This is a genomic window from Streptomyces sp. BoleA5, assembly GCF_000373665.1.
Classification (GTDB): Bacteria; Actinomycetota; Actinomycetes; order Streptomycetales; family Streptomycetaceae; genus Actinacidiphila.
The window spans coordinates 1-25,452 of the sequence record NZ_KB892112.1 but is presented as its reverse complement, the minus strand read 5'-3'; the positions used below and the strand labels follow the sequence as shown (position 1 = coordinate 25,452).

19 protein-coding genes and 1 pseudogene are annotated in these 25,452 nt (G+C 73.8%); 12 read left to right on the top strand and 8 right to left on the bottom strand.

Annotation, left to right across the window (positions count from 1 at the left end; translation table 11 throughout):
• The first annotated feature begins 295 nt into the window (after positions 1-295).
• The 4 genes from B085_RS0123895 (at position 296) to B085_RS0123880 (ending at position 4,590) form a co-directional block, all read left to right on the top strand.
• Positions 296-2,920 carry a nitrate- and nitrite sensing domain-containing protein gene (locus tag B085_RS0123895; protein WP_018561124.1) on the top strand — a complete coding sequence of 875 codons (2,625 nt, stop codon included), beginning with the start codon at positions 296-298 and terminating at the stop codon, positions 2,918-2,920.
• Complete coding sequence (locus B085_RS0123890; protein WP_018561123.1) at positions 2,917-3,339, top strand: roadblock/LC7 domain-containing protein; 423 nt, start codon at positions 2,917-2,919, stop codon at positions 3,337-3,339. The genes B085_RS0123895 and B085_RS0123890 overlap by 4 nt, the downstream gene beginning before the upstream one ends.
• 10 nt (positions 3,340-3,349) lie before the next feature.
• Positions 3,350-3,742 carry a DUF742 domain-containing protein gene (locus B085_RS0123885; protein WP_018561122.1) on the top strand — a complete coding sequence of 131 codons (393 nt, stop codon included), beginning with the start codon at positions 3,350-3,352 and terminating at the stop codon, positions 3,740-3,742.
• Positions 3,743-3,984: 242 nt separating this feature from the next.
• Positions 3,985-4,590, top strand: a complete 606-nt coding sequence (locus B085_RS0123880; protein ID WP_018561121.1) for a GTP-binding protein — start codon at positions 3,985-3,987, stop codon at positions 4,588-4,590.
• 46 nt (positions 4,591-4,636) lie between these two features.
• Here B085_RS0123880 and glpK read toward each other — a convergent pair whose 3' ends face one another.
• The 3 genes and pseudogenes from glpK to B085_RS50135 all read right to left on the bottom strand — a co-directional run.
• Entirely contained in the window at positions 4,637-6,193 is a 1,557-nt protein-coding gene (gene glpK, locus B085_RS0123875; RefSeq protein WP_018561120.1) for a glycerol kinase GlpK, read from the bottom strand.
• Positions 6,194-6,200: 7 nt separating this feature from the next.
• Positions 6,201-6,932, bottom strand: a complete 732-nt coding sequence (locus B085_RS0123870) for an MIP/aquaporin family protein (RefSeq protein WP_018561119.1) — start codon at positions 6,930-6,932, stop codon at positions 6,201-6,203.
• Between the two features lie 152 nt (positions 6,933-7,084).
• Positions 7,085-7,541 (bottom strand): annotated as a pseudogene (locus B085_RS50135) (thiolase C-terminal domain-containing protein); the annotation flags it as partial.
• A gap of 358 nt (positions 7,542-7,899) precedes the next feature.
• Between B085_RS50135 and B085_RS0123860 the strand changes: the two are divergent.
• From B085_RS0123860 to B085_RS0123845, 4 genes are all read left to right on the top strand, one after another.
• Positions 7,900-8,817, top strand: coding sequence for an NUDIX hydrolase (locus tag B085_RS0123860; protein WP_018561117.1), 918 nt, complete (start codon positions 7,900-7,902; stop codon positions 8,815-8,817).
• Positions 8,814-9,854 carry a hypothetical protein gene (locus B085_RS0123855; RefSeq protein WP_018561116.1) on the top strand — a complete coding sequence of 347 codons (1,041 nt, stop codon included), beginning with the start codon at positions 8,814-8,816 and terminating at the stop codon, positions 9,852-9,854. Before B085_RS0123860 ends, B085_RS0123855 begins: the two co-directional genes overlap by 4 nt.
• A 67-nt stretch (positions 9,855-9,921) precedes the next feature.
• Positions 9,922-10,932 carry a hypothetical protein gene (locus B085_RS0123850; protein ID WP_018561115.1) on the top strand — a complete coding sequence of 337 codons (1,011 nt, stop codon included), beginning with the start codon at positions 9,922-9,924 and terminating at the stop codon, positions 10,930-10,932.
• Between the two features lie 19 nt (positions 10,933-10,951).
• Entirely contained in the window at positions 10,952-12,259 is a 1,308-nt protein-coding gene (locus B085_RS0123845; protein ID WP_018561114.1) for an adenylosuccinate synthetase, read from the top strand.
• On the opposite strand, the gene B085_RS0123840 is transcribed toward B085_RS0123845, so the two are convergent.
• Positions 12,190-13,644 (bottom strand): VWA domain-containing protein, encoded by a 1,455-nt coding sequence (locus tag B085_RS0123840; RefSeq protein WP_026251365.1) that lies wholly within the window; start codon positions 13,642-13,644, stop codon positions 12,190-12,192. The two genes, B085_RS0123845 and B085_RS0123840, sit on opposite strands and share 70 nt — an antisense overlap.
• Positions 13,645-13,733: 89 nt before the next feature.
• Between B085_RS0123840 and B085_RS0123835 the strand changes: the two genes are divergently transcribed.
• A complete protein-coding gene (locus tag B085_RS0123835) occupies positions 13,734-14,243 on the top strand; it encodes an NUDIX domain-containing protein (protein ID WP_018561112.1) in 510 nt (169 codons plus the stop codon).
• A gap of 19 nt (positions 14,244-14,262) precedes the next feature.
• Here the strand turns inward: B085_RS0123835 and B085_RS0123830 are convergent, their stop codons facing one another.
• The gene (locus tag B085_RS0123830; protein ID WP_026251364.1) at positions 14,263-16,617 is read right to left on the bottom strand and encodes a glycoside hydrolase family 31 protein; all 2,355 of its coding nucleotides are present in this window, start codon (positions 16,615-16,617) and stop codon (positions 14,263-14,265) included.
• Positions 16,618-16,838: 221 nt separating this feature from the next.
• Between B085_RS0123830 and B085_RS0123825 the strand changes: the two genes are divergently transcribed.
• Positions 16,839-18,854, top strand: coding sequence for an acetoacetate--CoA ligase (locus B085_RS0123825; protein WP_018561110.1), 2,016 nt, complete (start codon positions 16,839-16,841; stop codon positions 18,852-18,854).
• A 36-nt stretch (positions 18,855-18,890) separates the two neighbouring features.
• Here B085_RS0123825 and B085_RS0123820 read toward each other — a convergent pair whose 3' ends face one another.
• Complete coding sequence (locus B085_RS0123820) at positions 18,891-20,210, bottom strand: aminotransferase class I/II-fold pyridoxal phosphate-dependent enzyme (RefSeq protein ID WP_037732355.1); 1,320 nt, start codon at positions 20,208-20,210, stop codon at positions 18,891-18,893.
• A gap of 46 nt (positions 20,211-20,256) precedes the next feature.
• Between B085_RS0123820 and B085_RS0123815 the strand changes: the two genes are divergently transcribed.
• Both B085_RS0123815 and B085_RS0123810 read left to right on the top strand, forming a co-directional pair.
• Positions 20,257-21,603: an MFS transporter gene (locus B085_RS0123815; RefSeq protein WP_086020729.1), complete on the top strand. Its 1,347-nt coding sequence runs from the start codon at positions 20,257-20,259 to the stop codon at positions 21,601-21,603.
• A gap of 32 nt (positions 21,604-21,635) precedes the next feature.
• Positions 21,636-22,568: a hypothetical protein gene (locus B085_RS0123810; RefSeq protein WP_018561107.1), complete on the top strand. Its 933-nt coding sequence runs from the start codon at positions 21,636-21,638 to the stop codon at positions 22,566-22,568.
• A gap of 88 nt (positions 22,569-22,656) precedes the next feature.
• Here B085_RS0123810 and ptsP read toward each other — a convergent pair whose 3' ends face one another.
• On the bottom strand, positions 22,657-24,327 hold the full coding sequence (ptsP, locus tag B085_RS0123805; RefSeq protein ID WP_018561106.1) for a phosphoenolpyruvate--protein phosphotransferase: 1,671 nt from the start codon (positions 24,325-24,327) through the stop codon (positions 22,657-22,659).
• Positions 24,328-24,408: 81 nt separating this feature from the next.
• Positions 24,409-24,858 (bottom strand): PTS sugar transporter subunit IIA, encoded by a 450-nt coding sequence (locus B085_RS0123800; RefSeq protein ID WP_018561105.1) that lies wholly within the window; start codon positions 24,856-24,858, stop codon positions 24,409-24,411.
• Positions 24,859-25,452 lie beyond the last annotated feature (594 nt).

Here is a 25,452-nt window from a genome sequence, read left to right as displayed (position 1 = left end):
GTGCGGTGCCGGATCCCCGATGTCCGACTCCAGAGTGGCTGCCCGGTTTCCGCCGATGAATGCCCTCCGCATTCCGGAGCACCCCTCCCCGCTCCTGAAACGACGCGGAGGCCCCGCCGGTTCCCTGTGCGCTGCATTTCGGCCAGCCGTACCGACTGTTCATCCGCACGAAACGGGTCGTCCCGGGGCAAGGGCGGAGGCGGGGCTTTCGGTTTGGTCATCCGGCAGTAGTAGGCTCGCGCCGTTTGCAGTCGGAATACGACAGCCCTTGACCGGGTTCGACGTTGGGGAGGCCATGCGCTTTCGCGGTACGACGATCCGGCGGAAGATCGTGGCACTGCTGCTCATTCCGCTGGTGTCCCTCACGGCCATCTGGGCCTTCGCCGCGACCCTCACCGGGCGTCAGGTCTGGGGCCTCTTCGGTGTGGAACAGACCGTCAACGAACTCGGTTACCCGGTCGAGGACAGCATCCAGGCCCTCCAGCAGGAACGTCGTTCCGCCATGCTCTACTTGGCCGATCCTCGACGGTCGGACGCCCGCGGCACCCTGCTGGCCCGGGAGCGCGAGACGGACGCGGTGATCGCCCGCCTGCGCGCCAACGCCCGTTCCGCAGGCAACCGGGAACGGCTGGCCCCCGAGTCGCTGCGCCGGCTCGACCTCGTGGTGCGCGGCTTCGGCGGCCTGGAGACGCTGCGCGACAAGGTCGCCAAGGGCGGCATCGCCCGCAACGACGCCTTCGGCGCGTACAGCGGTCTGTTCGTACCGGCCTACGGCTTCCTGGACTCGCTGAACCCGCTCAACAACGTCGCCATCGACAAGCAGGGCCGCGCCCTGATCCAGATCACCCGGGCCCGCGAGGCGATCAGCCAGGAGGACGCCCTCATGGTGGCGGCCATCGCGGCGGGCCGCATGAGCGCGGCGGAGATGCGCTCCTTCACCTTCGCCGTCGCCGAGCAGCGCGCCTACTACGCCGACAACCTCCACCTGCTGACGAGCGACGAGCGCGCCATCTACGAGGCGTACTGGGCCGGGCCCTCCGGCCGGGCCCTGCGCGCCGCCGAGGACGCGGTCATCTCCGCGGGCGCCTCCGGCGCGCCCCAGGCCGCCGACCGCGTGTCCTGGCAGACCACGGCCACCACCGCGCTGAAGGACCTCGACCGCCTGGGCGTCGAGGCCGGCGACCTGCACAAGAAGCGCGCCGAACCGATCGGCATGCGCCTGGTCGCCATCGCCGCGGCCGCCGGCGGCCTGGGCCTGATCGCGGTCGTCGCCTCCGTCATCGTCTCCATACGCATCGGGCGCAGCCTCATCCGCGACCTGTCCCGGCTTCGCACGGAGGCCCAGGAGGTCTCCGGCGCCCGGCTGCCGCGCGTCATGCGCAGGCTCGCCGCGGGCGAGGAGGTCGACGTCGAGACCGAGGCGCCGCGGCTGGACTACCCCGACGACGAGGTCGGCCAGGTCGGCAAGGCCGTCAACACCCTGCAGCGGGCGGCCGTCGAGGCCGCCGTGCGCCAGTCGGAGATGCGCCGCGGGGTCTCCGAGGTCTTCGTCAACCTCGCCCGCCGCAGCCAGGTGCTGCTGCACCGCCAGCTCACCCTGCTCGACGCCATGGAGCGGCGCACCGAGGACCCCCAGGAGCTCGCCGACCTCTTCCGGCTCGACCACATGACCACCCGCATGCGCCGCCACGCCGAGGGCCTGGTGATCCTCTCCGGCGCCGTGCCGTCCCGGCAGTGGCGCAAGCCGGTGCAGCTGATGGACGTGGTGCGGGCGGCCGTCGCCGAGGTCGAGGACTACGAGCGGGTCGACGTACGCCGGCTGCCGCGGCTCGCCGTCACCGGCCACGCCGTCGCCGACCTCACCCACCTCGTCGCCGAACTCATCGAGAACGCGACCGTGTTCTCGCCGCCGCACACCAGCGTCCAGGTGCACGGCGAGTCCGTAGCCAACGGCTTCGTCCTGGAGATCGACGACCGCGGACTCGGCCTTACCCCCGACGCCATGCTGGAGGCGAACCTCCGCCTCGCCGAGACCCCCGAGTTCGAGCTCTCCGACACCGACCGGCTCGGCCTCTTCGTGGTCAGCCGGCTCGCCCAGCGCCAGGGCGTCCGCGTCTCGCTGCGCCAGTCCCCGTACGGCGGCACCACGGCCGTGGTGCTCGTCCCGGCGTCGCTGCTGACCGAGCCCGGCGAGGAACCGCCCGAGGCGCCGCTCGAAGAGGCCGCGGCGCACGGGACGGCGCCCGCCGGGATGGACGAGCCGCGCGTCAGGCCCATGTCAGCCGCCACCGAGCACAGCTTCCGCCAGTGGGGCCTGGTCCCGGAGCCGGACGACAAGCCGCGCGAGCACCGGCCGCACGTCATCGAGGCCGAAGGGACGCCGTCACCCGCCGCCGCGGGTGACGGGGCCACGCGCACGCCGCCCTCCCTGGCACCGGGCGAAGGGCTCACGGTCCTGCCGCGCCGCCGCCGCACGCCGGTCCTGGTCGCCGAGAACGGCCACCCGGTGGGCGGGGCGCCCCGGCAGGAGCCCGCCGACCCCGCGCCCCGGCAGGAGCCCGCCGACCCCGCGCCCGAGGAGGAACCCGCCGTGGCCGCGCCGCAGGAGGAGCCCGCCGGCGCCGGACTGCCGCGCCGGGTCCGGCAGGCCAGCCTCGCCCCGCAGTTGCGCGGCGACTCCACGACCCGGACGCGTATCGCCGCCGCCGGCGCGGACGGCGACGCCGGCCAGGAGCGCTCGCCCGAGGAGGTGCGCGACCGCATGGCGTCCCTGCAACGAGGATGGCTGCGCGGCCGCGCCGACACCGCCGACGACCTCGGCACCGACGACGTCCGCCCCGCAGACCGCCCGGGAACCTCCCCGGCGGCTCGGGGCGGCGACAGCACAACCAGAACCACCACCGAGGGGAACGGTCCATGACGGCACCATCGAGCCCGACCCGCGAGCTCAGCTGGCTTCTCGACGAACTGGTCGGCCGCGTGGCCAGCATCCGCAAGGCGCTGGTGCTCTCCAGCGACGGCCTGGCCACCGGCGCGTCCGAGGGTCTCACCCGTGAGGACGCCGAGCACCTCGCCGCCGTCGCCTCCGGCTTCCACAGCCTCGCCAAGGGCGTCGGGCGGCACTTCGAGGCCGGCAAGGTCCGGCAGACCCTCGTGGAGCTGGACGAGGCCTTCCTGTTCATCACCGCCGCGGGCGACGGCAGCTGCCTGGCCGTGCTCGCCGACGCCGACTCCGACGTCGGGCAGGTCGCCTACGAGATGGCGCTGCTGGTCAAGCGGGTCGGCGTCCACCTCGCGACCGCGCCGCGCACCGACGACGACGCGGCGCAGGCGGTGTGACGAGGACGTCATGACTCCCCAAGCGGACCGCTGGTACGACGACGACGCCGGGCCCGTGGTGCGGCCCTACGCCATGACGCGCGGCCGTACCAGCCACGCCGCGGAAGGCCGGCTCGACCTGATCGCCCTGGTGATCGCCGAGTCCCGCGACGAGGACGACGACGCCGACGTCGACCGCACCCTGTCGCCCGAACACCTCGACATCGTCGAGCTCTGCCGTGCGGAGCCGATGTCGGTCGCCGAGCTGGCGGCCGACCTCGACCTGCCCGTGGGCGTCGTCCGGGTGCTCATCGGCGACGTCCTGGAGGCGGGCCTGGTCCACATCAGCCGTCCCGTCCCGCCGGCGGAGCTCCCGGACGCCGGGCTGCTCCGCGACGTCATCGACGGCCTGCGCGCGCTCTGAACGCGTCCCGGGGCGCCGCGGGCACACCGTTGCCCGCGGCGCCCGCGGGCGGCGCCTGGGGGCCGTCAGCAAGGTCCCGGGTCCGGCGGGCGGGCCTCGGACGGTCAACGGACCCGGGACTGCTGGCAGTTGTCCGGTAGGACCGTAGTAATGTTCCACTGCCACAGCTGATCGCCCGACGCAGTCCCTAGGACCCAGGATGTCTCTGACCTGTGTAAACGGCACGACCGGAGGAGTGAGCCATGGCCTTCGGACGCTCTGAGCGCCGCACTTCCCCCGTCGAGCCCGTCACGCTGAAGATCCTGGTCGCGGGCGGCTTCGGGGTGGGCAAGACCACCCTCGTCGGCGCGGTCAGCGAGATCCGCCCGCTGCGCACCGAGGAGACGCTCAGCGAGGCCGGCCGGCCCGTCGACGACACCGCGGGCGTCGAGGCCAAGCGGACCACCACCGTGGCCATGGACTTCGGCCGCATCACGGTCCGCGACGACCTCGTGCTCTACCTGTTCGGCACGCCGGGCCAGGACCGCTTCTGGTTCCTGTGGGACGAGCTGGCGCAGGGCGCCCTCGGCGCGGTCGTCCTCGCCGACACCCGGCGCCTGGAGGACTGCTTCTCCGCGGTCGACTACTTCGAGCGCCGCGGCATCCCCTTCGCCGTGGCCGTCAACGTCTTCGACGACGCCGAGCGCCACCCCGCCGGGACGGTGCGCGACGCGCTCGACCTCGACCCCGAGGTGCCGCTGCTGATGTGCGACGCGCGGGACCGCGCCTCCGCGAAGAAGGTGCTGATCACCGTGGTCGAGCACGCGGCCCGGGTGGCCGGCGACCGCCGGGCGGCCGCCGCCACCTGAGCCGCGCGCCGAGGGTACGGGGCGGGCGAGGGCGGGAGCGGGCCGGTCAGTCCCCGGCGGCCGGCGCGGATCCGTCGTCCTCGTCCTCGTCCTGCCAGCCGAAGCTCCGCTCGACCGCCTTCCTCCAGCGCCGGTACTCCTTCTCGCGCGTCTTCTCGTCCATCCGCGGCTGCCACTCGGCGTCCTTCTGCCAGTGCGCCCTGAGCGTGTCCAGCCCGTCCCACACGCCGGTGGCGAGCCCCGCGGCGTAGGCCGCGCCCAGCGCCGTGGTCTCCGAGATCCGCGGCCGCACCACCGGCACGCCCAGTACGTCCGCCTGGTGCTGCATCAGCAGGTTGTTGGCCGTCATGCCGCCGTCGACCTTGAGCCCGGTGATGTGCACACCGGAGTCCTGGTACATCGCGTCGACGACCTCGCGGGTCTGCCAGCTGGTCGCCTCCAGCACCGCCCGCGCCAGGTGCGCCTTGGTGACGTACCGGGTCAGCCCGGTGATCACGCCGCGGGCGTCGGAGCGCCAGTACGGGGCGAAGAGCCCGGAGAACGCGGGGACGATGTACGCGCCCCCGTTGTCCGGGACGCTCGCCGCGAGCGCCTCGATCTCGTCCGCCGCGCTGATGATGCCGAGGCTGTCGCGGAACCACTGCACCAGGGCGCCGGTGACGGCGATCGACCCCTCCAGGCAGTAGACGGGCGCCTGCCCGCCGAGCCGGTAGCCCATGGTGGTGAGCAGCCCGTTCTTCGACGGCACGGGCCGGTTCCCGGTGTTGAGCAGCAGGAAGCTGCCCGTCCCGTAGGTGTTCTTGGCGTCGCCCGTCCGGTAGCAGGCCTGGCCGAAGATCGCGGCCTGCTGGTCGCCGAGGGCCGAGGCCACGGGCACACCGCCCAGCTGACCGACCGCCGTGCCGTACACCTCGGAGGAGGAGCGGATCTGCGGGAGGACCGCCTCGGGGACGTTCATCGCGGCCAGGATCGCCGGGTCCCACTCCAGCGACTCCAGGTTCATCAGCATCGTGCGGCTCGCGTTGGTGACGTCCGTGACGTGGACGCCGCCCTCCGTGCCGCCCGTCAGGTTCCAGATCAGCCAGGAGTCGATGGTGCCGAAGGCGATCTCGCCGCTCTCCGCGCGGCGGCGCAGCCCCGGCACGTTGTCCAGCAGCCAGGCCGCCTTGGGGCCGGAGAAGTAGCTGGCCAGCGGCAGCCCCGTGGACTCGCGGAAGCGGTCCTGGCCGTCCTGGCCGCCCAGCCGCTCGCACAGCGCGGCGGTACGGGTGTCCTGCCACACGATCGCGTTGTGCACCGGGCGGCCCGTGGTGCGGTCCCACAGCACGGTGGTCTCGCGCTGGTTGGTGATGCCGAGCGCGCTGAGCTGGTCCGGGCGCAGCCGGGCCTTCGCGAGCGCGCCCGCCACCACGGCCTGCACCTTGGCCCAGATCTCGGTGGCGTCGTGCTCCACCCAGCCCGGCTTGGGGAAGATCTGGCGGTGCTCGCGCTGGTCGAGCGCCACGATCGACCCGTCGGAGTCGAAGACGATGCAGCGGCTGGAGGTCGTTCCCTGGTCGATGGCGGCCACGTATCGGGTCGCCGTGCCGGACGTATCGGTCATGACCGCCTCACTTGAACGCGACGTTGTAGATGAGACCGGACAGGGCGCCGCCGATCAGCGGACCGGCCACCGGGATCCAGGCGTAGGTCCAGTCGGAGGTGCCCTTGAAAGGGATCGGCAGGACGGAGTGGACGATGCGCGGCCCGAGGTCGCGGGCCGGGTTGATGGCGTAGCCGGTGGGGCCGCCGAGGGAGAGCCCGATGCCGGTCACGAGCAGTGCCACGATCAGGGTGCCGGTGCCCGTCTCGCCGAGGCCCTTGCTGAGGCCGAAGGCCAGGATCGGCAGGACGAGCCCCATGGTGGCGATCGCCTCCGTGATCAGGTTCTGCCACCAGACGCGGATCTCGGGGACGGTGGAGAAGATGGCGAGCGTGGGCTGGCGGGTCTCCTCGGCGCGGTTCGCCGCGAACTGGCCGTAGTACACCAGCCAGCACAGGACGGCGCCCAGCATCGCGCCGATGATCTGCCCGGCGAGGTAGATCGGCACCTGGCTCCACTTGCCGGAGCTGATGGCGACACCGAAGGTGACGGCCGGGTTGATCTGTCCGCCGGACAGCGGGCCCGCGGTGTACGCGCCGGCCAGGACCGCGAGGCCCCACCCGAATGAGATCACGATCCACCCGGATGCCCGGGCCTTCGAGTGGTGCAGGAGCACCCCGGCCACCACGCCGGCGCCGAACAGGATCAGGATCGCCGTTCCGATGATCTCGCCGACAAAGACGTCTCCGTTGGAATACATGACGGCTCCTTCGTGCGGGCGCACGTGTCGGGCATGCGCCGCCAGAGAATGGCGCACGGAGACGCGGGTACGGAGGTCCCGCCTCCCGCCCGGCCTCCGCGCCACCCGGAAGTGTTGTCCCGGGGTGATGGAGCGTCAAGGTATCGGACAGATCACCTGATTACGACCACCGACGAGCCGTGCCCGAACAGGCCCTGGTTCGCCGTCACCCCGACGCGGGCCCCCGCGACCTGCCGGGGCCCCGACAGGCCGCGCACCTGCCAGATCGGCTCGCACACCTGGGCGAGCGCCTGGGCGGGCACGGCCTCCCCTGAGGAGGAGAGCCCGCCGCTGGGATCGACCGGAATCCGCCCCCCGAGCGCCGTGGCCCCGTCGCGCAGCAGCTTCCGCCCCGCCCGGCGGGCACAGGCCCAGGTCCCCGTACCAGTCCAGCTCCCGTGCCGTCGACAGGTCGTGCACCTCCGCCAGGTCCGGGTCCTCGGGACCGATGCCGGCCGCCTCGTACGCGGCGCGGACGACGGCCGACCGGAATCCGGCGGCGGGCTCCGGGGGCGCGGCGGCGAGGGCGGAGTCGGTGGCGATGTCCGGGGGGTCGGGCACCGTGCGCGGGTTCCGCACCGGCCCCGACCTCCTCCGGGTCCCCTTCGGCGCCGTCGCAGGCCGGGTTGCGGCAGGCGTGGTCCCCGCGCGGGAAGAACACCGCGCCGCAGCCGCGGCACCGGGTGCCCGGCAGCCGGAAGCCGCCGCTGTCCGCCGGTTCCTGCGTGAGCCAGCCCGCCACCACGGGTCTCCGCGACCGTGTCACGTCCAACCCCGCCTCCCACGTCGTGTCTGACGATACGTCAGGAGCCTGCCACGGACGGGTCGTACCGCGGAACGGGGTGGACGGTGTCGGCGCCCGGTGCTAGGTTCTTCTCGGATCGAGAAATACTCAAGCTGAGAACAACTGACCAGGGAGTGGTGCACGATGACGGACCGGCAGGGTGAGGACGCGTTCCTGGCCGCCTACGACCCGCGCGCCTTCGAGCCCATCGCCGTGACCGTCGACGTCGTCGCGCTGACCCTCCGTCAAGGTGCCCTGCACGTGCTGCTGGTGCGTCGCGGCGGCCGGCCGTACGAGGGCGCCTGGGCGCTGCCCGGCGGGTTCGTCCAGGCCGGCCGCGAGTCGCTGGACGAGGCGGCGGCCCGCGAACTGGCCGAGGAGACCGGGCTCGACGCGGCCCGCGGCCTCGGCCGCGTCCACCTCGAGCAGCTCGGCTCCTACGGCCGCCCCGACCGCGATCCGCGCATGCACGTCGTCTCCGTCGCCTACCTCGCCTTCGCCCCTGACCTCCCCGAGGCGCGGGCCGGCAGCGACGCCGCGGCGGCCGAATGGGTGCCCGTCGAGGCGGTCGCGCCGCAGGGGAACCCTAACGCCGCCACCGCGCGTCCCATGGAGCAGGACCGGCCGGCCGGGATCCACGGGGGTGGTTCCGGCCGCCGGTCCGGCGAGGCGCCCGGCGGCGACGGCGACGGCCAGGGCGCCGGTCCCGACGCCGGCCGCGGTGCCGGTCTCGCCTTCGACCACGGCACGATCCTCGCCGAAGGCCTCGACCGGGCCCGCGCCAAGATCGAGTACACCCCGCTGGCCACCGCCTTCCTCGGCGAGGAGTTCACCGTCACCGAGCTCCGCTCGGTCTACGAGGCGGTCTGGGGCCGCCCCCTGCACGCCGGGAACTTCCACCGCAAGGTCCTGTCGGTGCCCGGCTTCGTCGAGTCCACCGGCACCACCGCGGGCCGCGGCGGTTCCAGGGGCGGCCCCCGTGCCCGCCTCTACCGGGCCGGCGACGCCCGCCTCCTCCACCCCGCACTGCTCCGCCCCGACCGTGAGGACAGTGTCCGATGACCGCCACGACCCGTCCCGCGTCCACGCACCGCGTCCGTACCTTCGACGAGGCCCTGGCCGCCCTCGGCCGGCCCTTCCCGCCCGGCACCGGCGAGGCCGCCCGCCACTACCGCCGGCTCGCCCGCCTCCTCCACCCCGACACCGCCCCGCCCGGCCGCGCGGACGAGGCCGAGGCCGCCTTCGTCCGGCTCACCGACCTCTGGCGGCGGCACACGGGCGGCGGCCCGGCCCTCACCACCGCCCGCGGCGTGTACCCGCTGGGGCCCGTCCTCGCCGAGGGCGACCTCGCCGTGCTGCGCGCCGCCGGGCCCGGCACCGTACTGAAGATCCCGCGGCGGCCCGCCGACAACGACCTGATGGAGCGTGAGGCCGACGCCCTCACCCGGCTGCACACCGTCGCCGACGCCCGGCACCGCGCATACGCACCCCGCATCGAAGAGTCCTTCCGCCACCGCGGCCCCGACGGCGTCGAACGCCGCGTCAACGCGCTGCAACGGCTGCGCGGGTTCCACACCCTCGCCGAGGTCCGCGCGCTCCACCCCGGCGGCCTCAACCCGCGCGACGCCGCATGGATGTGGCGCCGCCTGCTCGTCGCCCTCGGCTGGGCGCACCAGGCCGGCGTCGTCCACGGCGCCGTGCTGCCCGAGCACGTCCTCATCCACCCCGCACAGCACGGTCTCGTACTGGTCGACTGGTGCTACGCCACCGAACGCGGCGCGACCGTCCCCGCCCTCGTGGAGCGGCACCGCGCCCTCTACCCGCCCGAGGTCACCGGCCGCCGTCCCGCCACCGAGGCCACCGACATCCACCTCGCCTCGCGCTGCGTCGAGCAACTGATGGGGGACCGCGCGCCGCGTCCGCTGAGCACCTTCCTCCGCGGCTGCACCCTGCCAGCCCCTGGCCCTCGGCATCGGGGACCCCAGGCCCGCCGCCCGCACGACGCCTGGCGGCTGCTCGCGGAGCTCGACGACGTCCTGGAACGCCTCTACGGCCCGCGCGCCTTCCGCCCGTTCACCATGCCGGGCACCGGCGCCTGACACCCGAAATCTGACGCCCGACATCTGACGCCCGACATCTGACGCCTGACACCAAGGGGGAACCACCATGGGCAGCGGAAGCTGGTCCACCAACGTCTACGACGCCGCCGCGCGCTACCGCGCCGCCAGCGGCACCGGCGCCTTCGCCTACAGCGACCGCGTCACCTCGTCCGCACCGCGCGGCTCCTGGACCGCGCACCCCTCGCTCGACCCGAAGGACATCGGCGTCCGCGAGAGCCGCGACTCCGACGAGCACCCCACCTCGCTCGCCATCGCCGTCCTGTTCGACGTCACCGGCTCCATGCGCACCGTCCCCCAGGTCCTGCAGACCAAGCTCCCCGAGCTCTTCGGCCTGCTCCTGCGCAAGGGCTACACCGAGCACCCGCAGATCCTCTTCGGCGCCGTCGGCGACGCCACCTGCGACCGGGTCCCGCTCCAGCTCGGGCAGTTCGAGTCCGACAACCGCATGGACGACGACCTCGGCAACATCCTGCTCGAGGGCGGGGGCGGCGGCCAGATGACCGAGTCCTACGAGCTCGCCATGTACGCGATGGCCCGGCACACCTCGCTCGACTGCCACGACAAGCGCGGCCGCCGCGGGTACCTCTTCCTCATCGGCGACGAGCTGCCCTACGGCAAGGTCAAGGCCCGCGAGGTGCGCGATGTCCTCGGCGACGACCTCGCCGAGGACATCCCCGTCACGCGCATCGTCGCCGAGCTCACGCAGAAGTTCGACGTCTACTACATCCTCCCCGCGGGCTCCTCCTACGTCGGCAACACCGAGGTCCTCGGGACCTGGCGCAAGCTGCTCGGACAGAACGTCATCGAGCTCGACGACCTCGACGCCGTCTGCGAGACCATCGCCCTCACCGTCGGGCTCGGCGAGGAGGCCATCGACCTCGCCGAGGGCCTCGACGACCTCGCCGACCTCGGTTCCACCGCCACCGGCACCGTGGGCAAGGCCCTCGCCGGCCTCGACCGCGAGCGTGCGGCCGTCGCGGTGACGGACACGCCGCTGATCGACGGCGACGGCGACGACGACGGCGACGGCACCGCGACCGGCACCACCCGCCTGTAGACCCGTCCCGGAGGACCTCGTGCACACCATCGTCGTCGACCTCGGCTACGGCGACGCGGGCAAGGGCACCGTCGTGGACCGGCTCTGCGCGAGCGGGCCGGTCCGCGCGGTGGTCCGCTTCAACGGCGGAGCCCAGGCGGCGCACAACGTCGTCACCACCGACGGACGCCACCACACTTTCGCCCAGTTCGGCTCCGGCACCCTGCGGGGCGTCCCCACCCATCTGTCGCGCTTCATGCTGGTGGACCCCCTCGCGCTGGCCGCCGAGGCCGACCACCTCGCCGCCCTCGGCGTCCCCGCGCCGTACGCCCTGCTCAGCGTCGACCGAGCGGCGCGCCTGACCACCCCCTACCACGCCGCCGCCAACCGGCTGCGGGAGCAGGCGCGGGGCGCGGCCCGCCACGGCTCGTGCGGCATGGGCATCGGGGAGACCGCCGCCTACGCCCTCGCCCACCCCGAGGACGCCCCCACGGCCGGGGACTGCGCCTCACGCCCCCGGTTGCTGCGCAAGCTCCGCCTGCTGCGCGACCGCCTGGCCGACGAGTTCAAGCGGCGGCTGCCCGCGCCGCCGCCCGAGGACTGCGCCGACGCCTTCACGGCCTTCGCCCGCGCCGTCACCCTCACCGGCGACGGCCACCTCGCCCGCGTCCTGCGCGAGGGCCCGGTCGTTCTCGAGGGCGCCCAGGGCGTGCTCCTGGACGAGTGGCACGGCTTCCACCCGTACACCACGTGGTCCACCACCACGTTCGCCAATGCCGAGACCCTGCTCGCCGAAGCCGGCCGCGAGGCCCGCCGGCTCGGCGTCGTACGCACGTACACCACCCGGCACGGACCCGGACCGCATGTCACCGAGGACCCCGGACTCGCCCCGCTGCTGCCCGAACCGCACAACGGCCACGGCCCCTGGCAGGGCGCCTTCCGCACCGGCCACTTCGACGGCGTCGCCCACCGCTACGCCGTCGAGGCCTGCGGCGGTGTGGACGCCCTCGCCCTCACCCACCTCGACGCGCCCCGCCGCTGTCCGCGGCTGCGGCTGGTCCGCGCGTACGACACCGCGGGGGCGCCGGCGCCCACCGTCCCGCCCGGGGACCTCGGCGGCCGGGCCGCCCTCACCGAGCGGCTGCTGAAGGCCCGGCCGGCCCGCTGGGACGTGCCCGGCCCCGATCCGGCCGCGTGGTCGGAGGCGGTCGGCGAGGTGCTCGGCGCGCCGGTCGTCCTGGAGTCCCACGGTCCGACGGCCGGCGACAAGCGCGACGTTCAGCGCAGGATGCCCGCCTGCCGCGCGGCCGTGATCCAGGAGGGGAACTCCGAGAGGATCCGGTCGTAGAGCTCCGCGTCCGGCACGGTCGCGATGTCGTCCACGGCGAAGAACCCGACGTTGTCCACCCGCCGGCCGGGCAGGGTGTCGAAGCGCTCCAGCACCCCGTAGTTGGCCCGGCCCAGACCGACGAACTGCCAGAACACCGGCTCCTCCACCGCCTCCCGCAGCTGCTGCTCGATCTGCGCGTTGCGGTAGACGCCGCCGTCGGAGAAGAACAGCACGAGCGTCGGCACCGCCGTCGGGTACGCCCGCACGAAGCCCCGCACCTCGGCGATGACCTTCTGCTCCTCGTTCTGGATGCCGACGAACCGCATGTCGACCTGCCCCGGCTGCAGCCCGTGCCGGGGCTTCTTGGGACGGCCGAACAGGCTCAGCTCGCCCACCCGGACGTGCAGCCGCAGCCACAGCGGCAGTTCCCCGATCCGCAGGTCCGGCAGCCGGGCGGGATGCGAGGCGAAGGTCCACGCCTGCATCTCGCCGTCGTCGTCGAGCTGCGCCGCGACCGCCGCCATGCGCTCGACCACGTCGGCGACGACCCCGCGCGCGTACAGGGCGCTCATCGAGCCCGAGGCGTCCAGCACGAGGATCACGCGCGCGACCACGCCCGCCGCGCCGTGCTTGCGCAGGCTGACGGCGACCTGCTCCTTGCGCAGGCTCAGCCGCTTGCGCATGTCGGGAGGCAGATGTTCCTCGCCCTTGGTCAGCCTCGTGGCCGGCGGCGGTGGAGCCGGGGCTGCCGGGGGAGTGGGAGGGGGCACCGTCACGGGCAGCGCGGGTCGCGGGTACGGAGCAGGCGGAGGCGGAGGGGGAGGCGGCGGCGGTGCCGCGGCGGGTGCGGACGGCGCCGCGGGTGGCTGCGGCGCGTCGACGGTGATCCCGAAGTCCGTGGCCAGCCCGGCCAGTCCCGAGTCCCAGCCCTGCCCGACGGCACGGAACTTCCAGACCCCGTTGCGCCGGTACAGCTCACCGCCGAGGAACGCGGTCTCCGTCGTCGCCCCCATGTCGAACCGTGCGATCTCGGCCCCGTTGCGCGCGTCCAGCAGCCGCAGCCGCAACCCTGGCACCTGGCCGAAGCCGCCGCCGTCCGCGGAGGCGCAGAGCACGATCCGCTCGACCGCCGGCTCCACGCGGGCCAGATCGACGTCGAGTGTGTCCGAGGCCTGCCCGGGCCCCGCCTGCTTGCCGCTGTGCCGCACGGCGCCGGAGGCGTGCGCGGGCTGGTTGTAGAAGACGAAGTCGGCGTCCGAACGCACCCGTCCGTCGCCGGTCAGCAGCAGTGCCGAGGCGTCGACATCGGGCACGCCGGGGCCCGCGCTCCAGTCGAGCACGGCCCGCACGGCGGGCACGGGTACCGGCAGATTGGCGCCTTTTCCGAGGGATTCGGGTGTCACGGACGCCAGTGTGCCCCCTCAACCACCGCGACGGACAGGGCTCCGCACGACCCCCGTGCCCGGAGCCGTCGCTCCGGTACAGTCCGCGCGTGACCACTCGTCAGAAGGACAGCCACTGCGCCTACTGCGGTGCGGAGTACGCCCCCGGCGCGGGCTGGCCGCGCTCCTGTGCGGTCTGCGGCGGCATCACGTACCGCAATCCGCTTCCCGTCGCCGTCGCCCTGCTGCCCGTGCGCACCCCCGGGGGCACCGGACTGCTCCTCGTGCGCCGGTCCATCGAGCCGCGGCGCGGACTGCTCGCCCTGCCCGGCGGCTTCGTGGACCTCGGCGAGACGTGGCAGGAGGCCGTGGTCCGCGAACTCGACGAGGAGACCGGCGTCAAGGCCGCCGCCGGCGACGTACGGCTGGCTGACGCCCTCAGCGGCGACACGGGCCACCTGCTGCTGTTCGGTCTCCTGCCGGAGCGTACCGCCGAGGACCTCCCGCCCGCCGTCGTCACCGACGAGACGGACGGCCGGGAGATCCTCCTCGCCCCGGCGGAGCTGGCGTTCCCGCTGCACACCGAGGCGGCGCGCAACTGGTTCGCCGGTCGCTACTGAGGTGCCGCCTCAGCGGGCGCTACCGGGCGGCGGCGCCGCGCACCCGCACCCGGTACCCCACCTCGTCGTGCTCCTCGCGCACCACGACGACCTCGCCGTCCGCGATCCGTGAGGTGAACCGCTCCACCCGCGGTTCGGCCCAGCCGTCCCCGGCGTCGGTGACCAGCGCGCCGCCCCCGTCGCGCCCGGGCGCCGGCGCCCACACCTCCAGGGCCACCGTGCCGTCCTCCTCCGCCACCGGCACCACGGCACCGGCCCTGGCCAGCACCGGGACGCGCTCCTGCGGCGCGGGCAACAGCACCTGCCCGGGCCCCTGGTACGCCTCCCCGGTCGCGGTGTCGTACCACAGGCCCCGCGGCAGCCGCACCGCCCGTTCCGTCGCCCCCTGCTCCAGCACCGGCGCCACCAGCAGCGCGTCCCCCAGCAGGAAGGCGTCCCCGCAGGCACGCAGCTTGCGGTCCTCCGGGTCGCCCCACCACACCGGCCGCACATAGGGCGCGCCCGTACGCCGCGCGGTGTGCGCCAGCGTGTACAGGTACGGCATCAGGCGCTCCCGTTCGCGCATCGCCGCCCCGGCCGCCTCCAGTACCTCCGGCCCGAACTCCCACGGCTCGCGTTGACCGGCGCCGATCGCCGAGTGCGTACGGAAGAAGGGGAAGTGCGCGGCCATCTGGAACCAGCGCAGATACAGCTCCGGCGACGGGTTCCCGGTGAAACCGCCCACGTCCGGCCCCGAGTACGGCACCCCGCACAGGCCCAGTCCCAGCACCAGCGACAACGAGGAGCGCAGTCCCGGCCAGCCCGTCGACACATCGCCCGACCAGGTGCCGCCGTACCGCTGCATGCCCGCCCAGCCGGAACGGGAGAACAGGAACGGCCGGGAGTCGGGGCGCAGTTCGCGCAGCCCCTCGTGCCCGGCCCGGGCCATGGTCAGCCCGTACACGTTGTGGGCCTCGCGGTGGTCGCCGCCGCGGCCCTCCAGGGCGTGCCGGGCGGAGCGAGGGAGGGTGGTGTCGCCGAACGCGGCGAAGGACACCGGCTCGTTCATGTCGTGCCACACCCCGGCGAAGCCCTGGGTCAGCCGTTCCGCGTAGAGCCCGCCCCACCATGTGCGCGCCCGCGGGTCGGTGAAGTCGGGGAAGAGCGCGTCGCCCGGCCACACCACGCCGCGCACCGGGTGCCCCTGCGCGTCCCGTACGAAGGCGTCGGCCGCGACCCCGCTGTCGTGCACCGCGTTGCCCGCCTCCAGTTTGACCGCCGGGTCGACGATGGACACCAGGCGCACCCCGTGCCCGCGCAGCTCCTCGGCGAGCGCGGGCAGGTCGGGGAAGCGCTCGCGGTCGACGGTGAAGACCCGGTGGCCGTCGTAGTGGTCGATGTCCAGGTGCAGCGCGGAGAGCGGCAGCTCCCGTTCGCGGTAGCCCGCCGCGACCCGCCGCACCTCCGCCGACGTGCCGAAGCCCCAGCGCGAGTGCTGGTAGCCAAGGGCCCAGCGCGGCGGCAGCGCCGGCCGGCCGGTCAGCGCGGTCCAGGAGGCGAGGATCCGCGCGGGCGTGCCGGGGATCACCCAGTAGCGCAGCGGGCCGCCGTCCATGCGCGTCTCGCAGCCGCCGGGGCGGTCGTGGCCGGAACCCGCGCCCTCCTCCCCGTCGCGCAGGGTCACCCGGCCGTCCCAGGTGTTGTCGTGGAAGACCAGATGGCTGCCCGCGTCGGCGACGACCAGTTGCAGCGGCATGGTGATGTACAGCGGATCGGTGTGCGGCTCGAAGGCACCGCCGGGGTCGGTGTTCCACAGCCGGTACGTGCCCTCGCCCAGCCGCGGTCCCGAGGCCCGCCCGCCGAGCCCGAACACGGCCGCGTCCGCCGGCGTCTCCGAGCGCTGCACCCAGCGCGGCTGCGCGCCCTCCGCCGTGTTCACCGGGTCCCACCAGCGCGGTGGCAGGTCACGCCGCAGCAGCAGGCCGCCCGGTGTGCGGAACTCCACCGCCCCGTGCCGGGACACCAGCACCGTGATCCGCTCCGACACCACCCGCCAGCCGTCCTTGTCGGGCTCGACGACGGCCCGTGTGTCGGCGTCGGGGCAGCCGCCGTCCAGCGCGTACGAGGGCTCCGGCTCGGCACCGTCCCAGCCGCAGAACACCGCGCCGCCGACCGCGACCCGCACCCGCAGGGTCGAGCGGGCGAAGCGGACCAGGCCGCCGCCCGGCAGCGGGTCCGCGCCGTCGGCGGGTCCCGGCACCCGCGCCCGCTCCGGCCCCCGTCGTGGGAGGTCCCGCGCGTCCGTACGCTGCCGGCGCCATGCCGCGCGCACCGCCCTCAGCCCGTTCGCCGATCCGACCTGCCGTACCTGTCGCACCAGGTCCCGAGCATCCATAAGGCCCACCCTCTCACCGTTCCCGCCCGCCCCGCCGCCGGCCGGCCGCCTTTCATCCGGCGGCCGGGCACATGCTTCCACCCCCGAATGTGTGGGGTGTGCCCTGGCGCCGGAGACGATCACGTGGCATCGTCCTGCCCATCCGTGACCGGGGACATTCCGCCCGGCCGGGTGTCCAGCAGCACATCACGCAGCGTCGCGTACCGTCCGGGAGCCGCCCCATGAGCACCACACCTGAGTCCACCGCCGACCCGGCGACCGAGCGGCCCCTGTGGCAGCCGGGCCCGGACCGTGTCTCCGGTGCCCAGGTGACGCGCTTCCAGGCCTGGGCGGCCGAGCACCACGGCGCGCCCGCCCCCGACGCCGCCGACCCCGTCGCCGGCTACCAGGCGCTGCACGCCTGGTCGGTGCGTGAGGCCGAGACCTTCTGGCGCTCCGTCGTCGAGTGGTTCGACGTGCGCTTCTCCTCACCGTACGAGACCGTCCTCGCCGACGCCTCCATGCCCGGCGCGACGTGGTTCCCCGGGGCCACCCTCAACTACGCCGAGCACGCCCTGCGTCCCGCCGGCGACGCGGCGCGGGCCGGTGAGCCCGCCCTGCTCCACCTCGACGAGCGGCACGAGATCGGCGCCACCAGCTGGGCCGGTCTGCGCCGCCAGGTCGCCTCCCTCGCCCACGAGCTGCGCGCCCTCGGGGTCCGTCCCGGCGACCGCGTCAGCGGCTACCTGCCCAACGTCCCCCAGGCCGTCGTCGCCCTGCTGGCCACCGCCGCGGTCGGCGGCGTGTGGACGTCCTGCGCCCCGGACTTCGGCGCCCGCAGCGTGCTGGACCGCTTCCAGCAGGTCGAGCCCGTCGTCCTGTTCACCGTCGACGGCTACCGCTACGGCGGCAAGGAGCACGACCGCACCGGCGTCGTCGCCGAACTGCGCGCCGAACTGCCCTCGCTGCGCGCCGTCGTGCACATCCCGCTACTGGGCACGCCCGTCCCCGAGGGCGCCCTGGAGTGGCAGTCCCTGGTCTCCGGCGATCCCGAGCCGGTGTACGAGCAGGTCCCCTTCGACCACCCGCTGTGGGTGCTCTACTCCTCCGGCACCACCGGCCTGCCCAAGGCCATCGTCCAGTCCCAGGGCGGCATCCTGCTGGAGCACCTCAAGCAGACCGGCCTCCACCTCGACCTCGGGCCGGGTGACCGGTTCTTCTGGTACACCTCCACCGGCTGGATGATGTGGAACTTCCTCGTCGGCGGACTGCTCGCGGGCTCCACGATCGTCCTGTACGACGGCAGCCCCGGCTTCCCCGACACCGGCGCCCAGTGGGGCGTGGCCGAGCGCACCGGCACCACGGTGTTCGGCACCTCCGCCGCGTACGTCATCGCCTGCCGCAAGGCCGGCGTCCGCCCCGGCCGCGACCACGACCTGTCGGCCGTCACATGCGTGGCCACCACCGGCTCCCCGCTCCCGCCGGACGGTTTCCGCTGGATCCACGACGAGGTCAAGGAGGACCTGTGGATCGCCTCCGTCAGCGGCGGCACCGACGTGTGCAGCTGCTTCGCGGGCGGCGTCCCGACCCTCCCGGTGTACATCGGAGAGCTCCAGGCCCCCTGCCTCGGCACCGACCTGCAGGCCTGGGACCCGTACGGCAAGCCCGTCACCGACGAGGTCGGCGAGCTGGTCGTCACCAACCCCATGCCGTCGATGCCCGTCCACTTCTGGAACGACCCCGACGGCAGCCGCTACCACGACAGCTACTTCGAGATGTTCCCCGGCGTCTGGCGGCACGGCGACTGGATCACCCTGACCTCGCGCGGCACCGTGGTCATCCACGGCCGTTCCGACTCCACCCTCAACCGCCAGGGCGTCCGCATGGGCTCGGCCGACATCTACGAGGCCGTCGAACGGCTCCCGGAGATCCGCGAGTCGCTCGTCATCGGCGTCGAGGAGCCCGACGGCGGTTACTGGATGCCCCTGTTCGTGCAGCTCGCCGAGGGCGCGGTGCTCGACGACGCACTCCGCGACAAGGTCAGGCGCACCATCCGCGAGCAGCTCTCCCCCCGCCACGTCCCCGACGAGATCATCCCGGTGCCCGGCATCCCGCACACCCTCACCGGCAAGCGCATCGAGGTTCCGGTGAAGAAGCTGCTGCAGGGCACGCCGATGGACAAGGCCGTCAACCCGGGCTCCGTCGACAACGTGGAGCTGCTCCGGTTCTACGAGGAACTGGCCCGCACCCGCGGCTGAGCGCCCGTACGGGGGAGGGGCGGGCCCGCGCCCGCCTCACCCCCCGTACGTCGCGCCGAACTCGCCCAGCACGTCCGCGAAGTCGGCGGCCAGGGCACCCGACTCCGGGGCTTCCAGAGCGGCGGTCGTGATGCGCACGCCCGGCCCCGCCGCGAGCCGGAACCTCGCTCCCGCGGCCACCCACCACCCGCGCGAGCGCAGGCCGTTGACCACCGCCGCCTCGTCCCGCACCGGCACCCACACGTTCAGCCCGCTCGCGCCGTGCGCCGCGATCCCGCGCGCGCCCAGCTCCGCCACGAGCGCCTCGCGCCGCTGCGCGTACGCGTCCCGGGCGGCCTCCACCAGCAGCAGCGCCGTGGGGTCCGTCAGCAGCCGCGCGGCCATCCCCTGCAGCACATGGCTGATCCAGCCCGAGGTGAGCAGCAGCCTCCCGTCGTGGCGCGCCAGCGTCGTCGGGTCGCAGGCGAGGGCCGCCCACCGCAGGTCCGTGCCCAGGTACTTGGTGACCGTACGCACCTGCGCCCAGCGCGGCAGCCCACCCGAGGCGAGGCTGTGCAGCGGTACGCCCGCGACCTCCGCGGCGTGGTCGTTCTCGACCACGAGCACGTCGGGCGCCTCCCGCAGCACGCCGAGCAGCGCGTCCCGCCGCTCGGGAGAGAAGGCCCCTCCGTACGGGTTCTGTGAGCGCGGACTGCACACCACCGCCCGGGCCCCGGCCCGCAGCGCGTCGCGCAGCGCGTCGGGCCGCATGCCCTCGTCGTCCACCGCGACGGGCACCATGCGCAGCCCCAGCGCGGGCACCAGGTCGAGCAGATGGTGGTAGCCCGGGTCCTCCATCGCCACCGCGTCGCCGGGCCGCAGTTCGACCGAGAGCAGCCGCCCCACGCAGTCGAGCGCGCTGTGCGCGAAGGTCACGTCGTCCGCCGGCACCCCGTCGCGGCCGAACCACGCGCGGGTCGGCTCCTCGAGCTCGGGCAGCCGTGGAGCCGACCGGTGCGAGCGCGCCCCGGGCGTCACCCGCACCGACGGCGGCAGCTCCGGCAGGAACACCGGGTCCGGATGGCCGCCCGCCAGGTCCCGCAGCCCGGCCGGCACCTTCGGCGGTCTCCTGGACGCCACCGACGGCGCCTGCGCGACAACGGTGCCGCCACGTCCGCGCGTGACGACGATCCCGCGGTGCCGAAGCTCCTTGTAGGCGGTCGCCACCGTGCCGGGGCTCACTCCCAGGCGGTCGGCCAGCGTCCGCACCGGCGGGAGCGCGGCACCGGGGGACAACGTCCCTTCTGCCACTCCTCGTTCGACGGACGCGGCGATGCCCTTGGCGCTCGTGCCGCTGATCGCATATTGTGCTGCCACATTCGTAAGTCTGTATCAATACAAACTTCGGGTCAAGGGGCAGTACATGCGATTCCCTCGCAGCCGCAGCGACATCGAGCACCTCGTACCGGGCGGCCGCGACGGTCGCCGCATGCTCTGGGTGAGCTTCACCGACAAGGCCGGATCCGGCCTCTGGTACGGCACTTCGGCGCTCTACTACACCTTCGTGGCGGGACTCGCCCCGCACGAGATCGGCCTCCTGCTCGGCGTCGCCGGAGCCGTCGGCGTCGCGGGCACCCCCGTCGCGGGCCGCGTCGCCGACCGCGTCCCGCTCACCCGGCTGCTCCCGGCCGTCCACGCGCTGCGCGCCGCGGCCGCCGTCGGCATCCTGTTCACCGGCACCCTCTGGCTGCTGCTCCCCATCGCCGCGCTCGGCAGCCTCGGCGACCGCTCCGCCTCGGTCCTCACCAAGCTGTACGCCGCCCGCGTCGCCGGCCCCGACCGCGTGCGCTACCAGGCACTCCAGCGCACCGTGGTGAACATCGGCTTCGGCATCGGCGGACTCGCCGCCGCCGTCGCCCTGGCCGTCGGCACCGGCACCGCCTACCGCACCATGCTCGTCGGGGACGCGCTCTCCTTCGCCGGTGCCGCCCTGCTCGTCCTGCGCTGCGCCGAACCACCGTCGCCCGTACGCGTGGTGGCCACGGTCGCGACCGCCGGCGGGGAGCCGCCCCTGAGCAAGGCGCCGGCCACCGGCCCCTGGCGCGACCGCGGCTACCTCGCGTACACCGCCACCGAGGCCCTGCTGTTCCTCGACGACACGGCGCTCAACGTCGGCCTGCCCCTGTGGATCGCCACCGCGACCGCCGCGCCGCACAGCCTCGTCGCCCTGCTCTTCGTGCTCAACAACGTCCTCGTCGTGCTCTTCCAGGTCCGCCTCAGCCGCCTCGGCGACGAGCCCCGCAGGGCCGCTGCGTCCCTTCCGCTGCTCGGCCTCGCCTTCCTCGTCGCGGGAGGCGCCATGGCCGTCTCGGCCGTGGACTCGGCGGGCATCGCCGTCGTCGCCCTCGTCGTCGCCGCCACGGCCTTCACCGCCGCGGAGATCGTCCACGCCGCGATCTCCTGGGAGCTGTCGCTGGCCCTCGCCCCCGGCCGGTCCCAGGGCGCCTACCTCGGCGTCCACGGACTCGCGCAGTCGGCCCAGCGCTCGGCCGGCCCGGTGCTGCTCACCTCGGTCGTGATGGCCGCGGGCCCGCTCGGCTGGCTGGGCCTCGGCGGCGCGCTCGCGGCCGTCTCCGTGGGGCAGCGCACCCTCGTACGCCGCCGCCTGGACCGGCTGGACGCCCTGGAACGGCCCGGTGCCGCGGCCCCGCAGGCCCCCGCCGTCCCCAGCGGAACGGTCACTGTCAGTAGCGTCGATTACGGTGAGTGACAGTTGATCCGCCGTATCGAGGGGGAGCCGTCATGGCACACACCAAACACCGCAAGCAGAGCACCCGTCCCACCCGCGGCGCCGCGAGGAGCGGCCGCCGCACCCTGCGACGCGAGTCGCCGACCACCGTCGCCCTCCTCACCGACCCCGCCGACTTCGCCGCCATGCGCGGCTACCGAAGCTTCACCTTCGACGACCACGCGACCTACCTCCGGCAGATCGAGGGCCTGCTCCGCTCCCTCGCCTCCCGCGGCGTCCACGTCCGCGTCGGCCCCTTCGACCCGGACGAGTACGCCGATTACTGCGCCGGCACCGGCCACGACCCCGACAGCTCGCGCTCCCGCACGCGCTACGCCGCCGACGTCACCACCACCGGACCCACCGTCCCCTACACCGGACAGCCCCTGGCACTCCTCGTCACCGAGCTCGAGTACGAGACGGGCCGCCAGGCCACCTGGGAACGGGCCTCCGGCATCCTGGCCGACGCCGGCGACTGCTCCGGCTGCGGTGACGACCTCGCCCGCACCTCCTTCGACCGCGCGTCCCAGGCCCTGATGCGCCTCCTCGAAGCCGCGGGACCGGGCCACCACCACCTCGTCTGCAGCGTCCCCGCCGAGGGCACCACGCTCCTCGCGGCCATGCACGCCCGCTGCGACGAGCAGGGCATGGTCCACCTCGCCGAGGCCGAGGCCCTGGTCTGCTGCACCGTCCTGGCCGCGGGCTTCGCCGAGGACAGCCCCGGAGGCCTCGTCCTGCGAAGCGGCGCGGGCGCCGGAGCGCCCCCGCCGGACCGTCCGGACGAAGTCCGGGGCTGGACCCTGCGCGACGGCTGGCTCCAGCCCCTCACCGAGGCACAGGTCTTCAACGCCTACTGCACCGACGCCGAGTCCGGCGACCCCGTACCCCCTGAGCCCGGCGTCGTCCACCGCCCCGGATTCGTCCTCCCGCCGCCGGAGGACGACTGAGCACGGCGGCACGGCGAACGGCGGAACGGGGGAACGCCGAGGGGCGCCCCACCCATGGTGGGACGCCCCTGGCGAGGTCGGGGAGCGATCACTCCCCGGACAGCACCGCCTGCGCCGCGCGCCGCGCCTCGTCGGCCGTGTCCGTCGCCCGGGCGGCCGCCGCCGCCCGCTCGCACTGCGCCAGGGTGTACTTCGCCAGCGTCGCCCGCACGTAGGGGAGCGACGCCGCGCCCATCGACAGGCTCGTCACGCCCAGACCCGTCAGCACGCACGCCAGCAGCGGATCGGAGGCCGCCTCACCGCACACACCGCAGCTCTTGCCCTCGGCCCGCGCGGCCTCGGCCGCCGCGGCCACCAGGTCCAGCAGCGCCGGCTGCCACGGATCCTGCAGCCGCGAGACCGAGCCGACCTGGCGGTCCGCCGCGAAGGTGTACTGCGCCAGGTCGTTCGTCCCCAGCGAGAGGAACTCGACCTCCTGCAGGATCGAACGCGCCCGCAGCGCCGCCGACGGGATCTCCACCATCGCGCCGAACTTCGCGTGCAGCCCGGCCTCACGGCACGCGTCCGCGAACGCCTTGGCGTCGACGCGGTCCGCGACCATGGGCGCCATGACCTCGAGGTACACCGGCAGGCCCTCGGCGGCCCTGGCCAGCGCCCGCAGCTGCGTGTGCAGCACGTCGGGGTGCGCGAGCAGCGTCCGCAGACCGCGCACACCGAGCGCCGGGTTCGGCTCGTCCGCCGGAGTCAGGAACTCCAGCGGTTTGTCCGCCCCCGCGTCCAGCACCCGGACGACCACCCGGCCCTCGGGGAAGGCCTCCAGCACCCGCCGGTACGCCTCGACCTGCTTCTCCTCCGACGGCGCGTTCTTCGAGTCGTCCAGGAAGAGGAACTCCGTGCGGAACAGGCCCACGCCCTCCGCGCCCGCCTTCACGGCGGCCTCGACGTCCGCGGGCCCGCCGACGTTCGCGAGCAGCGGCACCTTGTGCCCGTCCGAGGTGGCACCGGGACCGGAGCTCGCGGCGAGCGCCGCCCTGCGCTCCTCCGCGGCCTTCGCCAGCTCGGCCCGCCGGTCCCTGCCCGGGTCCACGTAGATGTCACCGGTGCTGCCGTCCACGGCGACGACGGTGCCCTCCGCCAGCTCCGTGGCACCCGGCAGCGCCACCACCGCGGGCACCCCCAGCGCACGCGCGAGGATCGCGCTGTGGCTGGTCGGCCCGCCCTCCTCGGTGACGAAGCCGAGCACCAGCGTCGGGTCCAGCAGCGCGGTGTCGGCCGGCGCCAGGTCCCGTGCGATCAGGACGTACGGCTCGTCGCTGTCCGGGACACCCGGCATCGGCACGCCGAGCAGCCGCGCCACGATCCGGTTGCGCACGTCGTCCAGGTCGGCGACCCGCCCCGCCAGGTACTCGCCCGCGTTGGCGAGCAGCGCGCGGTAGGAGGCGAAGGCGTCGTAGACCGCTCGCTCCGCCGAACTGCCCACCGCGATGCGGCGCTCCACGTCGGCCAGCAACTCCGGGTCCTGCGCCATCAGCGCCTGGGCCTCGAGCACCGCCTGCGCCTCGCCGCCGGCCAGGTTGCCGCGCGCGATCAGGTCGTTGGACACCGCCTCGACCGCCTGACGCGCCCGGGCCTGCTCCCGAGGCGCCTCGTCGGCCGGAATCTGCTTGGCCGGGGGCTCGAGAACCGCGGTTCCCATGTGCCGTACCTCGCCGATCGCCACGCCGTGGCTGACACCGACGCCTCGCAGCGTTGTCTCCATCTCACCCGTCTCCGGTCGTCGCGGACGTTCGCGACCGCGTTTGCCTGTGTGTATGCGTCGGGAGTGGCCTTGCCGAAAAGGCTACGTCCAAGAGAAGAGCGTGGCCCCGGCGGTCACCTCTCCGTCCTCGAGGAGGCCGGTCAGCGCCTCGGCCGTCGCCTCCAGCGCCACCACCGGGCACACCGGGGACTTCCCGGCGGCCTCGACGGCCGCGGGGTCCCAGCGCACCATCTCCTGGCCGCGCACCACGGTGTCGCCCTTGTTGACCAGGACTTCGAAGCCCTTGCCGTTCAGCTGCACCGTGTCGATGCCGAGATGGGTCAGCACCCCATGTCCGTCCCTGTCCACCACGACGAACGCGTGCGCGTGCAGCGACACGACAACACCGTCCACCGGCGAAACGGCCACCGACGGCTCACGCACGGGGTCGATCGCGGTGCCGGGCCCGACCATGGCACCCGAGAACACGGGGTCGGGCACCGCGGCCAGACCGATGACGTGCCCGGTCAGGGGCGACGAGACAGTCGTCATGATGAAGCCTCCAAGCAAGTGGTCCAGACCACTCAAGTCTGCCACCCCCGCGAGGCCCGGCATGCCAGGGCGTCGCACGGCGCCCCGGATTTGCTCCGACCGGGGTCCTCCAGTACTTTGGGTCGGCCCCGCGACGAGAACGCCACGGAGACGTGCGCCCTCGCAGCGGTTCGGTAAATCCGGCGGAAAGCATCTGCTAAAGTCGGGGAGCGCGAAAGCCGAAAGGCAGAAACGCAAAAGCAGGAAATCCCCACCGGCGGGAATCGGGCACGAAAGAGTCTGATAAAGTCGGGAACGTCGAAAAGCGAAAGCAGGACGGCGGAACCCCCTCCAGAGGGTGGCAGAGAAGGAAATCGGATCTGCTAAGCTGGAGACAACGAAGGGAAAGCCCGGAGGGGCCGGTGAAACGGTCTCGAAGGAAGCTTCCGTTCCTTGAGAACTCAACAGCGTGCCAAAAGTCAACGCCAGATATGTTGATACCCNGTCCATCTCGGACGAGGTTCCTTTGTAGAAAAACACAGCGAGGACGCTGGGCACGTCGGGATTATTCCTCCCGATGGTGCCGCTCTCGTGAAGACATTCACGGAGAGTTTG

Coding starts and splice junctions, on each gene's coding strand:
- B085_RS0123880 (WP_018561121.1), top strand. CDS start 3,985: ATGGCCTTCGGACGCTCTGAGCGCCGCACTTCCCCCGTCGAGCCCGTC.
- B085_RS0123860 (WP_018561117.1), top strand. CDS start 7,900: ATGACGGACCGGCAGGGTGAGGACGCGTTCCTGGCCGCCTACGACCCG.
- B085_RS0123855 (WP_018561116.1), top strand. CDS start 8,814: ATGACCGCCACGACCCGTCCCGCGTCCACGCACCGCGTCCGTACCTTC.
- B085_RS0123800 (WP_018561105.1), bottom strand. CDS start 24,858: ATGACGACTGTCTCGTCGCCCCTGACCGGGCACGTCATCGGTCTGGCC.
- B085_RS0123810 (WP_018561107.1), top strand. CDS start 21,636: ATGGCACACACCAAACACCGCAAGCAGAGCACCCGTCCCACCCGCGGC.
- B085_RS0123825 (WP_018561110.1), top strand. CDS start 16,839: ATGAGCACCACACCTGAGTCCACCGCCGACCCGGCGACCGAGCGGCCC.
- B085_RS0123850 (WP_018561115.1), top strand. CDS start 9,922: ATGGGCAGCGGAAGCTGGTCCACCAACGTCTACGACGCCGCCGCGCGC.
- B085_RS0123815 (WP_086020729.1), top strand. CDS start 20,257: ATGCGATTCCCTCGCAGCCGCAGCGACATCGAGCACCTCGTACCGGGC.
- ptsP (WP_018561106.1), bottom strand. CDS start 24,327: ATGGAGACAACGCTGCGAGGCGTCGGTGTCAGCCACGGCGTGGCGATC.
- glpK (WP_018561120.1), bottom strand. CDS start 6,193: ATGACCGATACGTCCGGCACGGCGACCCGATACGTGGCCGCCATCGAC.
- B085_RS0123870 (WP_018561119.1), bottom strand. CDS start 6,932: ATGTATTCCAACGGAGACGTCTTTGTCGGCGAGATCATCGGAACGGCG.
- B085_RS0123885 (WP_018561122.1), top strand. CDS start 3,350: ATGACTCCCCAAGCGGACCGCTGGTACGACGACGACGCCGGGCCCGTG.
- B085_RS0123895 (WP_018561124.1), top strand. CDS start 296: ATGCGCTTTCGCGGTACGACGATCCGGCGGAAGATCGTGGCACTGCTG.
- B085_RS0123890 (WP_018561123.1), top strand. CDS start 2,917: ATGACGGCACCATCGAGCCCGACCCGCGAGCTCAGCTGGCTTCTCGAC.
- B085_RS0123830 (WP_026251364.1), bottom strand. CDS start 16,617: ATGGATGCTCGGGACCTGGTGCGACAGGTACGGCAGGTCGGATCGGCG.